The organism is Paenibacillus sp. FJAT-26967 (assembly GCF_001541095.1).
Lineage (GTDB): Bacteria > Bacillota > Bacilli > Paenibacillales > NBRC-103111 > Paenibacillus_F.
Window position 1 is genome coordinate 46,910 of sequence record NZ_LMXH01000007.1, and the last position, 14,943, is coordinate 61,852.

General features: G+C 54.1%; 11 protein-coding genes. 2 read left to right on the top strand and 9 right to left on the bottom strand.

All coding sequences use genetic code 11. The features are described 5' to 3' along the window. Window positions 1-110: 110 nt before the first annotated feature. The 6 genes from AR333_RS20730 to AR333_RS20755 form a co-directional block, all read right to left on the bottom strand. On the bottom strand, window positions 111-1,478 hold the full coding sequence (locus tag AR333_RS20730; protein ID WP_068777282.1) for an MFS transporter: 1,368 nt from the start codon (window positions 1,476-1,478) through the stop codon (window positions 111-113). Further along, entirely contained in the window at window positions 1,475-2,896 is a 1,422-nt protein-coding gene (locus AR333_RS20735; protein WP_253735929.1) for a lysine N(6)-hydroxylase/L-ornithine N(5)-oxygenase family protein, read from the bottom strand. The genes AR333_RS20730 and AR333_RS20735 overlap by 4 nt, the downstream gene beginning before the upstream one ends. A 141-nt stretch (window positions 2,897-3,037) precedes the next feature. After that, the gene (locus AR333_RS20740; RefSeq protein WP_084783898.1) at window positions 3,038-3,766 is read right to left on the bottom strand and encodes a GNAT family N-acetyltransferase; all 729 of its coding nucleotides are present in this window, start codon (window positions 3,764-3,766) and stop codon (window positions 3,038-3,040) included. Further along, window positions 3,726-5,873, bottom strand: coding sequence for an IucA/IucC family siderophore biosynthesis protein (locus AR333_RS20745; RefSeq protein ID WP_367584880.1), 2,148 nt, complete (start codon window positions 5,871-5,873; stop codon window positions 3,726-3,728). Before AR333_RS20745 ends, AR333_RS20740 begins: the two co-directional genes overlap by 41 nt. Window positions 5,874-6,014: 141 nt before the next feature. Continuing rightward, a complete protein-coding gene (locus tag AR333_RS25665; RefSeq protein WP_068777283.1) occupies window positions 6,015-8,042 on the bottom strand; it encodes an aspartate aminotransferase family protein in 2,028 nt (675 codons plus the stop codon). Continuing rightward, a complete protein-coding gene (locus AR333_RS20755) occupies window positions 8,039-9,403 on the bottom strand; it encodes an aspartate aminotransferase family protein (protein WP_068777284.1) in 1,365 nt (454 codons plus the stop codon). The genes AR333_RS25665 and AR333_RS20755 overlap by 4 nt, the downstream gene beginning before the upstream one ends. 509 nt (window positions 9,404-9,912) lie before the next feature. Here AR333_RS20755 and AR333_RS20760 point away from each other — a divergent pair. Both AR333_RS20760 and AR333_RS20765 read left to right on the top strand, forming a co-directional pair. Continuing rightward, window positions 9,913-10,908, top strand: a complete 996-nt coding sequence (locus AR333_RS20760) for an ABC transporter substrate-binding protein (protein ID WP_068777383.1) — start codon at window positions 9,913-9,915, stop codon at window positions 10,906-10,908. A 236-nt stretch (window positions 10,909-11,144) separates the two neighbouring features. Beyond that, window positions 11,145-11,795 (top strand): DedA family protein, encoded by a 651-nt coding sequence (locus AR333_RS20765; protein ID WP_068777285.1) that lies wholly within the window; start codon window positions 11,145-11,147, stop codon window positions 11,793-11,795. A gap of 6 nt (window positions 11,796-11,801) precedes the next feature. On the opposite strand, the gene AR333_RS20770 is transcribed toward AR333_RS20765, so the two are convergent. The 3 genes from AR333_RS20770 to pnuC all read right to left on the bottom strand — a co-directional run bounded on the left by AR333_RS20770 (window position 11,802) and on the right by pnuC (window position 14,926). Then, entirely contained in the window at window positions 11,802-12,674 is an 873-nt protein-coding gene (locus AR333_RS20770) for a polysaccharide deacetylase family protein (RefSeq protein ID WP_068777286.1), read from the bottom strand. A 368-nt stretch (window positions 12,675-13,042) separates the two neighbouring features. Continuing rightward, a complete protein-coding gene (locus AR333_RS20775) occupies window positions 13,043-14,044 on the bottom strand; it encodes an AAA family ATPase (RefSeq protein WP_301336134.1) in 1,002 nt (333 codons plus the stop codon). 183 nt (window positions 14,045-14,227) lie between these two features. Further along, window positions 14,228-14,926, bottom strand: coding sequence for a nicotinamide riboside transporter PnuC (gene pnuC, locus AR333_RS20780; protein ID WP_068777287.1), 699 nt, complete (start codon window positions 14,924-14,926; stop codon window positions 14,228-14,230). Window positions 14,927-14,943: the final 17 nt, after the last annotated feature.

The window sequence follows — 14,943 nt, forward strand, 5'->3', positions numbered from 1 at the left end:
TTTAACTGTCCTTGCACTATCTACGCAGGCAGGCTGCCTGTAAGACAGCTACCAGCTTCCCTGTGGCATCTTCCGGCAACCTCCGTACAGTTATCGCGGATATCCCGTCCCTAGCAGTAAATCTCACTTTCCGGATGCGGCGTGCTCTTGCCGGCTCTTGAAGCTCTGCTCCTCACAAAAATAATGAAGAGCAGCAGATTCACCATACACAGAAGAGCTGCCGCAACAAGCGGTGCCGTTAAGCTTATTTCACGGGCCAGCGAGGATGCGAGCAGCGGAGACAGCAGTTCGCCCACATTCTGGAACGATACGATCACGCTAAAATGAAGAGACAGGCTGCTTCCGCTGCTGCGGTCGAACAGCATGACGTCCAGTACAGCCATCGTTAAGGCCAGGAACAGCCCGTACAGCATGCGCCCGATAATCATCACCACCAAACTGTCTGCCGCCGCCTGCAAGAGTAAACCGATCGACATGATGGCAATACCGGCCGTATAAACGGCCGTTGACCGCTCCGGCACGCAAAGTCTCCGGATAAGAGGCATCGCCGCCACCGCCATCGCGCTCGGGATCAGGAACAAAAGGCTCCCCATCTCTGTCCCGGTACCGAACCTGGCTTCTGCCAGCGGGGTAAAGAACGGCCGGATCAAGTTGTTCGCCAGCGCCAGCGTGCAGAATACAATCCCAATAGCCAGAAGGAAGCCATACCTCTTCACAATACTCGGAGCTGAAGCTGTGCCGTTCAGGCTTGCCGGCTGCTTCCCTGCCGGCTCCTGCCGATTACCCACTTCAGTTCCTTGCGCTTCTGCCGCATGCACCCGCTTCGATGCTTCCGCTGTCCGGGCGTCACCCGTCACTGCGGGCTCCGCTTTGTCTGCGGCCTGGCCCGCATACCCCCGCAGCACCCACACGCAGAGCGCAAGCTGTACGGCGTCAGCAGCAGCTGCCCCGTAGAACAAAGTAAGGGGCTGCTCCATGCCCAGCATTTTGGCACCGACCAGTGTAGACACAATAATGGCGGTATGATGAACCGCATGAAACTTCCCGGCAGTCGCCGCGTTTTTGCGTCCCTCGGATAACTCGATCATGAGCGGATAGATGAGCATGTAACTGCTTTTGAACAATAGAAGCAGAACCGTTATGGCAAGGAATTCGGCAGCGGTACCGGCCGTTGCCATCAGTGCCGTACACACGGCTGTTCCCGCCTGTCCGGCTGCCAGCAGATGCTTGGCCTCAAACCTTTTGGATAACAAACCCCACAACGGGGAAATAAGTACGACGGTAAGTCGGCACACGAAAATATAGACGCCGGTAAATGCGTAATCTTCGACGCCGAACACTTTGCTGAAAAACTGAGGATAAAAAGGCGACAGCAGCACTTCCGTAAACAAACCGAGAAACACACAACCCAGAAGTACAGTCTGGGCCAGCTGAGCCCGGGGGGAGCCGGCTCTAAAGCCTGCGGGCTTCGTTCTCATCGAATCCCGAATTGCTGGAAAACGTTGCGTTCACGAACGGGATACACCGTTTCGCCCGCAAGCGAGTTAATAATAACGCTGTTCCGATGGGCTCCCAGACCCAAATCCGGCGCCCCGACTCCATGCGTATGAAGCTCCCCGTTCTGAATATAAATCGAATTGGCCAGCTCTTCCTTCAAGACAAGCTTGTAATCGCCTCCTACTTCATAGCGTCCGGCTGAATCCCAGCGGATCAAATCCTGCAACGATCCTAAGCAGCCGGGTACCGTATGCGTGTAGCCTGTCGCCATAATCACTACATCACTGTCATGCGTAAAATGCTCATCCTGGATCAAATGCCTGCAGGTCAGTCTGACTTGCTCGCTGTGCTCCCCGGACACCGGTTTGATATTGCGTACCTCCGTGGACGCAAGCAGTCTTACGGCAAGCTCCTTCCCGCCGACGCTCGCCTCGTACAGCGCCTCATAGATGTCCGCGATCGTAGCGGCACTAATTCCCTTGTACAGCAGTGCCTGTCCTTCCCGGATCTCGTCCTTGACGGCCTGCGGAAGCTGATAGAAATAATTCGTATAATCCGGGGAGAAGTGCTCCAGACCGAGCTTGGAATATTCCATCGGGAAAAATCCGGCAGACCGCGTAAACCAGTCGAGCCGGTAACCGCAGGCTTCCTGCTCTTGGAGCAGCCGTAAGAATACCTCTCCCGCGCTCTGCCCGGAACCGATGACCGTCACCGACTTGGCCCTGCGGCACTGCTCCAGCTTATTCATGAAATCGGCCGAATGAAACACACTCTCCCCCAAATGCGTGCGGAACCGCTCCCCAACCGAGGGCACACTTCCTACCCCGAGAGCCAGATTGCGGGTCCGGTAAGTCCTCGTTTCATTAGAAGCCGCATCGTACACGTCTACCTCGAACACGCTCTCACTGCCCGACGAATCCAGCCGGACATCCCGCGCCTCCATACCGAATTGGCAGGAAGGCAGCTTCCCGGCAGCCCAGCGGCAATATTCGTTGTATTCGCGTCTTGGGATATGGAACTTCTCCAGGAAGTAAAAGGCATACAGCCTCCCCTGCTCGTGCAAATAATTTAAAAAACTGAGCGGATTCGTCGGGTCCGCCATCGTAACCAAATCCGCGAAAAAAGGCACTTGCAGTGTCGTTCCTTCAATCAGCATTCCTGCGTGCCAGTCAAAACGGGACTTTTGATCAACAAAAAGAGACTGGATGTGGGGTGTTTTCTGCAGCAGAGCCGCCAGCCCCAGATTAAAAGGACCGATCCCTATGCCAAGCACATCATAAAGGATGGATTCCGGCGATCTAGCTGTTCCCTCAGCCTGGGCATGCAGCCGGATTTCCTTGTCGGCCCCCGCCGTTCTCAACATCTGGCCTTGCACTTCTTCCTTCCGTTCGCTTCGCATTTCATATCTCCTTACCTTCCGTCTTTCTCTCATATGAGAATGATTTCATTGGCTGTCCAGTCCGCTGCGGACAGGGTCCAGGCCTCTTTGTGTAGAGAACAAACGAGTCCGGATGAAGCACTGGATGACACAACCCCGCTGTCAATTGCCCCAGCGTTCATACCCGCCATCTTCTCCGAACCAAGGTGTGAACACCTTGATATCAGGGAGCTGTCCCCACTGCTGCTTCCATTTTGCGCTGAAAATCTCCCGCTTCAGGAACATCAGCGCGCCTTTTTTATCGGGAAGCGTAACTTCTTTTTGGAATACAAAACCGCATTTCTCGAAAATATGAATCATTTTGCCGTTCCGGATATCAGGCTCCGCAATAATTTTCAGCGTATCCGCATGACGAAACAGGAAGGCAACCATCGCTTGGAGAAGCGGGAGGGCGTAGCCTTTACCCGTGTATTCAGGCGGGCCGATCAGCAAATGAACGCCTTGATCCGCCGGATGAGCCTCATAGTGCCGGCCAATCACATCGCTGCGCGTCCAGTAAGCTTCGAAGTAGCTCACGGGAATCCCGTCCAGCAGCCCCAGATAGAGCGTCTGGTGCGTATCGGCAAGGAAACTCCGCAAATGGGCGTGGTACTGATCCCGGCTTACATTCAAATTCCAGTAAGGAATAACATGGGCTTGCTGCTGCCAGTTGTGCAGAAGCTCAACATCCTGCTCCAGTGAAACCGGACGGAACGAAATCGTCTTGTTCAAGCCGGGATGAAAGAGCTGGAAGGCGCAGGCCCCCTCTTCGGCTGCAGATCCGTTAGAACCAGCAGCAGCTTGCTCCCCGCTACCGTTGTCCGAGCTCAGCGAATACCTGCTTGCCGTCATCGCAGCCAGCCTCCTTTGCAAGCGGATTATCTACGAGGCAGTAAATGGACTGGGTATCCATCGCTCCCACAAGCTCATCCATGTCATACAACCGGGTCAGAAGATTGGCTTTGCAGGGCAGTTTCTCTGAGGTCAGCAGACTTCTCAAGAATACGGAAGGTTCCCTGTCTTGAGGCAAGAAAGCCTCCAATGCCGCGCGCAGTTCTGCCAGCAGAACTCCTTCATCAATCAGTCCCGCGGCACCGAACCCGTTAATCAGACCAAACATGTGATTGTAAATGAGGTAGTACCGGAAGCGCTCGTCTGCAACCGCATCTTCGCAGACCGTCTGGCTTTTCTCACCGATTCCCGGCAGAAGATTGTCCAGCAGAGGCCGGGTCGACCGGCAGAAATAATATCCCTGATTATCACGATAACGGAACCGCTCCGGGTATCCTTCCTTGAGCTGCACCACGCTGTTCTGCTGGTGCGCTTCCAGTGCCACGCCATAAGTCAAATAGAGCCACACCATCGGACGGAGCGAAATATCCAGATAACGCCGGAACCAGTCCGTGCTTACCTCTTCCGTACTTCTTCCTTCACGGGCAGACAGCTCCCGGATGATCCGCGCTATCCGGGTCTGCTGGCCCGGCAGCGCGTCCTGTACCAGACCCGCTACAAGCGTCGCATTCTGCGCTTCGCTTGATGTCGCGGTTTGGCGGAACGAGTTATCGCGCAGGACCACTTCAAAGCCGGATTCTTCCTCTTGTCCGAGTCGAAGTGTGAGGTAGGCCGGATCGCAAGTAATATCGAATCCGGGGAATAGGTCCCTCACGCGCCCGAGATCCGTCAGAAGCAGGCGCTGAACCTCAACGCCCCGTTCCAGCTCCTTGAACAGATTCACGCGCAGGGAATTCGTCACCTTCACCTGCACGGAGAATTTGAACATAAAGCGGGATTCCGGATGATATACCGTTCTCAGCGAAGAAGTAGCTGCGTAAGGCTGTCCAAGCTGTCCCATATCCTGCAGCAATCCCGCTTCCATGTATCGCTGCACCTCCGGCCGGGTGAGAAGCCACCGGGCCTGAAGCGGATGAACCGGGATCAGCGAGTAGTCGTCAGCAGCAGGGCTGTCCGCATCATTTGCAGAATCCGGGTCTGCTTCGTTAGCCGGCCGGTTTACTTCGTCCGGGTAACCGACGGCTGCTTGCTTACGGACGCTTCCGCAGAATTCTTCCTTAAAAGCCAATGGCACCGACGGATCATCGCGCAGACCCGCTTTGACCAGCTCCGAGGCTGATTCGGACAATGCCGAATCTTCACGGACGATGGAGCGGTGAGCGCGGAAGTAATGAAGCTGAAATTCACCCTTCAGCTCCGGCGAGTACAGGGCCTGCTCTTCCTCGGGTATGCCCTGGCGGCTCTTGGGAGTGGGATGAATCAGATGACCGAACAACAGCGACTGCTCCGCTTCGATAAAATCCGTATCGAAACCGTACAAAGACTCCGTATCGTCCCGGCGGCTAGAGACGAAGGTTTCGATGTTGCGGGTGCTCTGGATCAGCCGTAGAATAAGCTCATCCACTGTGGAATGGCGCGCTGCGGCCGTCACAACCACGGGGGGCGCCTCCGCTGCCGATGCTGCTTCTGATGCTACTTCTGAGGATGCTTCTGAGGTGCCTTCTGAAGTTGCCTCTGAGGCTGCTTCTGATGCCACATCCAAGGCGGATGCTGCTTCTGAGATTGCTTCTGAGGCTGCCTGCTGGAATGCATCCGACGCTGTCTCCTCTAACGTCTCCGCAGCCCGCGGTTGAAGCGAGAGCTCTTTCACGAGGATGGCAGCCAGCGTCACATAATCCGCCTCCACCCACTTCTGCCCGGCCCCCGTCCGGTAATACACGGGAAAGGCGTATACATGCCGGCCCGTGGGTGACTTATACCGGACTCCGGCTGCAATAACCACCCCTTGAAGAGGCAAATCCACTTTCGTATAGACGGCGGTTTCCTTGTCTGCCGTTCCAAGTCCGATTTCATCTGCCGAAGCCCAATCTCCACTGCCCGTTTCCCGCAGATAACAATTGAGAAAGCTCTGCATGGCCGCTTTGGCGGCGATTTCCCTTGCACTCATGTAACGGTTCCTCCTGTTTGAGCTTAGATTAATATCATGATCTGCCTATGAATCCGGTCGTGATCTTCGCACCTGCAGTAATTCGCCGGCACGCGGCTTGATGGACCGAAGTCAGTCGCAGTCCGTTTCCTGTCGGGCTTCTCAGCCTACCGCTTCAACGGCCCTCCCAATCTCCTGTGCCCTCTGCAAAATTTGCTTCGTATGCCTCAGCTCCGTGCCCGGATTCAGCAGAGTGAACTTGAGCCACAATCGCCCGTTTGCTTTCGTGCGCGCAAGCACCGCCGTTCCCTCTGACAACAGTGTGGAGCGAATGCGGACGTTAAGTTCATCCGACCATTCTTCGGGACTCCGCCCAGCCGGGCAAGAGGCAGGAACGTAGCGGAAGACAATTGCGTTCATAACCGGCTCATTCATCATTTCAAAAGCAGGCTCCTGCCGGATAAGAGCAGCCGTACCTCTTGCCAGCTCCAGCGTATAATCGATCATCTCGCCAAAAGCCAGCCGTCCTATATGCTGCATAGAAATATACAATTTGAGCGCATCGAAGCGGCGCGTTGTCTGGACGGATTTGGTCACCAGATTCGGCACGCCGTCCTCTTCGTCCTCTGCCGGATTAAGATAATCCGCCAGCTGTCTCATAAACCGGAAATCATGCCGATCCCGGAGCAGGAATGCTCCGCATGAGATCGGCTGATAGAACATTTTGTGAAAATCAACGGCAATCGAATCCGCCAGGTCAAGACCAGCCAGCAGACCCGCGTGCTTATCGCTCAGCAGCAGTGCACCGCCGTACGCGGCATCGGTGTGGAGCCAGAGGTCATGCCTGCGGGCAACCGCAGCCAGCTCAGGCAGCGGGTCTATGCTGCCGAAATCCGTAGTGCCCGCTGTCGCCACCAGCGCGAACGGCAGCAGGCCGGCATCCCGGAGCTGCGTCAGCTGCTGCTCCAGCAGGTCAAGGCGCATCCGGTGCTGACTGTCCACCGGTATGCTTACCACGGCCTGTTCGCCTAGGCCCAGCTGAGCCGCCGACTGCTTCACGGTGAAATGTGCGGCTTCTGAGCACAGCACACGCATTCTCGAAGCAGCCGGATGGAGCCCGAGCTCCCGGACATTCCAATGCCAGCGGTTCATGCAGAAGCGGTCGCGGGCCAGCAGCAGTCCCATGTAATTGGACTGGGTGCCTCCGCTGGTGAACACTCCGTCCGGCTTGGCTGCACTTAGACTATCAAGCTGCCGGATGCCGGAAGTTTTCTCATGCGGGAGCGGCTCCGTTGAAGGGCTTGAGCCTTGCCGTTCCCGCTTGTTGGGACTGCCCTGAGCGCTTGTTCTTTCCTGCCTGCTTAGAGCAGAACCGGCTGCGCTGTGCGCAAGGCTTTCGGCAGAAGCTGACGCCGCGCAATCCCTTCCCTCAGCCTGACTTGCATAACCTGCCAAGCCGCACAGCCACCGGATCATCCGCTGCTCCAGCAGAGTCCCGGCCATGCTCTGATCCCACGAATCCATCGACTGATTCGTCGCGGAGATCAACGCTTCCGCTGCCAGCGAGGATGCCAGAGGCGGGCAGTGCAGATGTGCCGCACAAGTGGGGTGGGTAACTACGGCGCTGTTGCGGAGGATGGTTTCTCCCACACTGCCGAGCACATCGAACATGTCCGAACCGTTCTCCGGACAGATAGTTAATTTATCTACTAAGCCCGCAAGCTGCTCCGGACTGAGACCGCTGTATGGCTGCGGCGAGGATGCAAAATCGCGGATGATTACCTCGACCGCTGTGGTCATCATGTCGCGATAGCTCCGCTGACTCTCAGCCGTTTCGTTCAGAAAAAGTGAACGAAACGCCTCCGTTCTTGAACCTTCTATTCCTATAGGCATAGTTGAATTTTCGGCGGAAGAATCACCCGTTGAAACCGGGTCTTCACCGTTTACAGCGTCGGCTTGATTGCCATGGCTTACAGAGCCTTCTGCATTTATGGGTTCTGCAACCTTTGTCTGCTCTGCACTGCTCACAGCATTTATATCGCTTACTGCACCTTTCCTATTCACTCTGTTCTCAGCTTCAGCGGCACTTCCGGCACTCGCAACACATGCAGCACTTGCACCCTCTGCCGACGACTCTTCACTGTTGGCATTCCTGGCATTCTGCGCACGCCCAGCATCCGCGGCCATCATGCTTCTACCTCCCGCATGCCGCGGACCGCGCGCTGTGCGGCCATTACAGACTCGCCGAAGATCCAGGCGATGTCGTCGATCTGCTCCTCCGTAATGATAAGCGGAGGCAGGAACCGTACCACGCTGCCATGGCGTCCGCCCAGCTCAAGAATAAGACCGCGATCCAGGCACTCCTGCTGGATGCAGCGGGCCAGCTGCGGATAGGCGGGATAGCTGCCAATCCGGTCGGCTGCCCGGTCTGAGTCGACGATTTCGACGCCGACCATGAGTCCTCTGCCCCGCACTTCTCCGATGCAGTCCGCCTGCTGCTGAATCTCAAGGAGCGCGTTCATAAGCCGCTCTCCCGCCACCGCGGCGTGCTCGGTCAGCCGCGCTTCGCGAATGAACTTCAAGGTAGCCGTCCCGGCTGCCATAGCAAGCTGGTTGCCACGGAAAGTTCCCGCATGGGCTCCCGGCTCCCAAATATCCAGCGATTCATCGTATACGACGACAGCAAGCGGCAGACTTCCTCCAATCGCTTTGGAGAGGATCAGCACATCCGGCGTAATGCCTGAGTGTTCAAAAGCAAACCATTTCCCTGTCCGGCCGATACCGGTTTGTACTTCGTCTATAAGCAAAGGGACCAAACGCTCCCGGGTCACGCGCCGCATTTCACGCACCCATTCATCCGGGGCGGGAATTACGCCTCCTTCTCCCTGTACAATCTCCATGATCATACCTGCCGGACTTACAATCCCGCTTTCGGGATCATCCAGCATATTCTCTATGTAACGGCTTCCCAGCCGATTCCCTTCATCCCCGCCTACGCCGAAAGAACAGCGGTACGGGTACGGATATGGCAGAAAGTGTACGCCAGGCATAAGTCCGCTGACGTTTTCTTTGGGGCCGCGGCTGCCCGTTAAGCTTAGCGCACCGTGTGTCATGCCATGGTAACCGCCGTGAAAAGAGAGAATCGGCCCCCGGCCGGTCGCTGTCTTCACGAGCTTAACCGCCGCTTCCACGGCATCTGCGCCGGATGGCCCGCAGAACTGAATCTTGGCCCGCTTGGATAAATCCGCGGGCAGTATGGCAAACAGTTCATCCACGAACTGTTCTTTTACCGGGGTAGTCAAATCAAGCGTGTGCAGAGGAAGTCCGCTCGCAAGCACCTGCTCGATGGCTTCCACAAGCACCGGATGGTTGTGTCCTAACGCAAGCGTACCGGCGCCTGCCAGACAGTCATAGTACGTTTTGCCGTCCGCATCCTTGACCCTCATTCCTTTGGCCTCGCAAAGAGCCATAGGGAGTCTCCTCGGATAAGAACGCGCGTTGGACTCACGCTTTTGCTGGCTGTTCAGGTAATGCGCATTGCCCAAAATCATAGCTTTAATTCTCCCCTTCTCAGGTGAAGTCTGTTAATTGAGAATTCTTATCAATTACTTGTTGCCAATTGTAAATGATTATCATTATCAACACAAGAGGTAAATGGATAATTTTTCTTTATTTTGATAATTTGCGACCATAGGCCTAGGCAGCTCCATTTCCACAATACACACAGAAAATAAACAACGTTTTCCTTCATCGAATGCCGGATTTTATCCCGGAACGATTTTTTTACTACTATAGGCGGACGATGAACCCTTTGCCCCTAAATAAATTACGCCCATCCTGCCTAGCGGTTTTCCGGCACAAACGAACGATTCTACCTGCACTTTCAGTCAATTTACACGGCTTGGATTCTTAAAAATTTTTAAGCCGAACCCCTATTCCAAAAAAAGGGTTGACAGGACCTGGAAAAACCTTTTTAATAAACAATTGATAATGATTATCATCATCATCTATCCGCATGCATTTACATACTTTTTAGGAGGGAACCACCCGTATGAATCACATGAACCGTCCGAAACGGTCTCTATTCACGATTTGCCTGCTCGTTCTTACGATGATTGCTGTCGTAACCGCTGGCTGCAGCAGCACCGGCACTACTCCGTCAGCTTCCGGAACACCAGGAAGCACCGGCACTCCTGCACCAGCTGCTGACACCGTCCGTGAGATTACGCACGCTATGGGCAAAACAGAAATCAAAGGCACGCCGCAGCGCGTCGTCATTCTTACAAACGAGGGCACCGAAGCTCTGCTTGAACTCGGTGTTAAGCCAGTCGGAGCCGTTAAATCAGGCGTCGGCAACACATGGTACCCCCACATCAAAGAAGCGATGCAAGGGGTAACTGAGTTAGGCGAAGAAGTTCAGCCGAACCTGGAGCTGATCGTCTCCTTGAAGCCGGATCTGATCATCGGCAATAAAGTCAGACACGAGAAAATTTATGACCAGCTGACCAAAATCGCTCCTACGGTATTTGCTGAAGATCTGAGCGGCAAGTGGAAGAAGAATTTTGCTTTGTACGCCGAGGCTCTTAACAAGAAAGCGGAAGGCGACAAAGCGATGGACAGCTACAACAAACACGTTGCTGACGTGAAGGGCAAATTCGGAGACAAAACATCCGCCAAAGTATCCATTGTCCGCTTCCTTCCGAATGCGGTCCGGATCTATCAGAAGGATACATTCGCCGGCATCATTCTGCAGGATCTGGGATTCGCCCGTCCGGCTGCCCAGGATAAGAATGCCTTCATGGAGGTTATTACCAAAGAACGCATGGCCGATATGGATGGCGATATTATGTTCTACTTCAACTCTGATTACGATGACAGCAAGGGCGGTACGAAATCCCAGCAGGAGTGGATGAAAGATCCTCTCTACACGAATCTGAATGTTGCCAAGAACAACAAAGCGTTCCAAATCGACGAGATCATATGGAATACATCAGGCGGTATTAAGTCAGCTAACCTGATGCTGGACGATTTCGTGAAATACGCGGATAAACTGTAAACTGCAAGCTGAAAATCCCCCTCATACAACACGTCATCATCGGATGGCGGTGACTGTATGAGGGGGATTTTTGTGCTTCTCCCGTGCTTGTACCACGTGTGCAGACGGCCTTACGGACAGGCGTTACCAAGACTAAGGTCCAGATCACAACTAAACCCGGGGCTATTATGAACAGCTTCTCAACTAGTTATACTGATAAAGCACAAACAAATGTCGAAGTCTTGAAGGAGTCTACAATGGAATGGATCAGTGAGCTATTCGAACAATACGGATATGGAGTTTTGTTTCTGGGGTTATTCGCAGAGTCCCTGGCCATCCCCTTCCCGGGAGAATTGGCCATGGCGATTTCCGGTCATATGGCGGCGGGAGGGACGTTTCACCTGCTGTGGATTATGCTTGTTTCTTACCTGGGAGCTATCATCGGCACGATCGTCACTTATGTGATGGGCCGTAAGCTCGGCAGGCCTTTTTTTGATAAATACGGAAAGTACATTCTACTCAAACCTCAGCGGATCGACACCTTGACCACCTGGTTCGCCAAATACAGCGATAAGCTCATTCTCGTCAGCTATTTCGTCCCAGGTCTGCGGCATTTTACCGGATATATTTCGGGCATTCTAAAAGTCCGCAGCCGCACTTTCTTCCTCTACAACTCTGTAAGCGGTCTGATCTGGGTCATCCTGTATGTGATGGTCGGCTATATCTTCGGCAATAAAATCGAGCAACTGCTGCATCTGATTGCCCAATATTCCGTGTGGGCCGTGGCGGGCGGAGCAATTGTGCTGACGACGCTCATCCTCGTGCGGAAGAATAAAGCCAGCTTGGCTGCCTGGGCTCGTTCCCGTTACCACCGCCTATTTAAGCTCTCTGCCGATTCGGATCGTTGAGCTTGTTTAGTAACGGAGCGCTTCCAGCCTGGCCAGCAAATCGCCAGCCGTAATCTCAGGCTCCCCTGCATTCACACGGTAGATTTCGTTGTTTCCTTGCCTGTTCGGACCTTCCTTGATTGTAAAAAATAACTGGAAACCGATACCCTCCGCAATCTTTTTGACCCGGTCTGTATAAGCTCCGTAAGGAAAAGCCAGCAGCTTGGCATGATTGCCCAGCTCCTCTGCAAACCTTCGTTCCATCAGAGACAAGTCACTGCGGATGCGAACCGCATATTCTTCCTCTGTCTCCAGCCGGCCCAACGTCTCAAGATACATCGCATGGGTTAAAGCCGGCTCGCAATTAAGCTGCCGGTCCACCGGCACCTGATTGTGAAGCCGGTAGGTATGACTATAGAATTCCATCCCTGCCCGTTTCATCTCTCTCATCTGATTCCAGCTCAAATGGGGAATAGCCTTTGGCTGATAGAAATCTGAAGACTGCCCTATTATGAAATTGGTTGCCGTCATTTTGAAGTCTTGTAACAGCGGGTAAGCTTGCGTATAAAATGATTCATACCCATCGTCAAACGTAATCACAATGGAGTTAGGAGGAATCTCTTTTCCCAGGAGAATAAATTCGGTAAACGTGCTCATAGAGATCACCTGGTAATGCAAATCCGACAAGGCCCGGAGATGCTCTCTAAACTGGGATGTCGTAACGGTTCCGCGATTCCGGCGGTCCGCGCTCTGATCAGGAACAATATCATGATAGAGCAAAACCAACACGCCATCTTTATATTGGGCCGGTATCCCCCTTGGCTTATATTCAATAATCCCGCCTATTGACAGAAGCACAAACACGCAAAAAATAAGTCCGGTTACTACGAATCTCCACACCCGTTAACTCCGCCCATTCCATAAATATAAATCTTTTACATTTCTATATTTTACTATATTCTGATCAGAGATTTGTATAGTTTTAGCGGAGTCCATGCAAAAATGGCGCCGGTTTACGCCGGCGCCGTGGTCTCGTGATACATTCGGGGGTGGATTCAGCGACTGGAAACACAGCGGATGGAGAGGATTGATAGGCTGTATCTTGCAAGTCTATGAATGATTTGCACAGTTAATTATGAAGGACGTTATAAGAACCAACATCCGCATGGCGGATAGTCCCCAGCATTATGCCGTTTATTTCGAGGACCAAGGCCGCATCAAGGCCGAATTGGCGGTACCGGGCGTCAGAAGGAAATTCCTGTGCCGATTCACATTTCCGCATGCGTAAACATCTCATATAGGCTGCGATACTTGTGCAGTTTAGCCAGTACCGCATCGGCCCGGGCCGTACGCTGCTGCAGAGTCCCCTGCAGCAGGATATAAGGGATACGGCGCATGTGCAGATCAGCCAGTATCTGCTTCTGGAACAGCTGCCGCTTCACATCGCCCGAGCGATCCCATGTGTCGTCATACGGAATGTCCGTATCACACACGAATACGAGATCGTAGCGGGATGCCGCAGCGTCAGCGAGTTCATGGAGCCGGGGCAGAGCCTCCCCGTAGTAGTCCATCGAGAACTGCAATGTCGTCCGTGCATCGGTATCGACGAACAGGAATCTGCGGGCGTCCGCTGCCATCTCGTCTTCCCTGGCTGCATGGCCTTCCGCAATCTCGACCAGCTGCTCCTTCGTTACCCGGCGTCCGATCTGGTGCTCGGCCCAATACTCCCGTCCGTATTCAGGCATCCAGACGGTATGATGCCGGGCCGCCAGATGCGCGGTAAGGGTGGTCTTGCCGGTGGAAGGGGCCCCGAGTAAGACGACCCTGGCGATCAGGTCCCGGTACACAACCGGGTCCACATAACGGCGCTCGGCGTAGGGGTCCTGCCGCACACTGGTACCGGAAACCGGCACCCGGATGCGCTGCGGATCTACCTGCCGGTTCACGGCTCCGAGCGCCACGCTCATATGCTCACCGTACCGCTCGCTACTGTAGAAGTTCGTGATCGTCCGGCCGTTCAGCAGCCGGATAATATAATCCTCGTGGCTTGCCTCGATCTCCCGCGTGTAGCCGGTCTCGGACGGTCCTCCCCACGCCTCGATAACCTGAACGGCCGGATACAATGTCCGAATCCAGCCCGCCCTTACCGGTAGCGGAATATCCGTGACCTCCGGGCTGTCGTAAATGATGACGATCACCTCATCATTCTCACGGAGTGCCGTCTCGATCATGAGCTGATGCCCTTTATGCAGGGGAGCGAATTTGCCCAGCGTAAGTCCGGTTGTCGGCTTAGTTTGCTTGGTTTGCTTGGTTTGCTTGGTTTGCTTGGTTTGCTTGGTTGACTCGATTGGCTTGCTTTGCTTGATCGGCGTTGTTAGCTCAGTTTGAGGATTAGTTTCCAATGCATATGCACCTCTTTTCATGAATTTTTATAGTGGGAATCTTAGGTCCTCTTAACCTTCAACGGCTCCGTTCATTGTTCCAGGCTGTGCTGCCGCAGATTCCATCTCTTTCGCCGCCTTCGCCTGGTCTGCCCTATAGTTCCTTCTCCAAGTTACCAGTCCCGAAATCGCAATTCCCAGATAGATCAAGTAGAGCAGCGCGATCATATCCAGCCCTTTATACGCGTACATCCCGACAGACAATACATCGATCACAATCCAGATGATCCAATTCTCCAGAATTTTAGCCGACAGCAGAATCTGAGCAACAATACTCAGCGTTGCAATAAAAGCATCCACGTATGGAATCGACGCGTCCGTATAGCGCTCCAGCACATATCCCCAGCCGCCCGAGGCTGCTACGAGAAACAGCGCAAGCGGGAGAATACCCCATCGACGCAGCCTTCGTGTCGGCCTTACGCCTGCCGCCCCTCTGCGTGTCAGCCAGACAATCCAGCCGTAAATGCTGAGGATGAAGAAGAAGATTTGCAGCGTCATATCCGCATACAGCTTCACTTCCCAGAATGTATAGAAGAAGAGGGCCACGTTGATCATCGAAATCGGCCAGGCCCATATATTTTCCCTGGCGGTCAGCCACACACAGAGCAAACCCGTCGCGGTGGCGGCAATTTCAAGCGCCGTGGACGAGGTCAGCCAGGCTAACATCAAGATGACAGCCAGCAGGATGATTAGCGTCCATATTTTTTTCATAGGAAACACTCCTCATA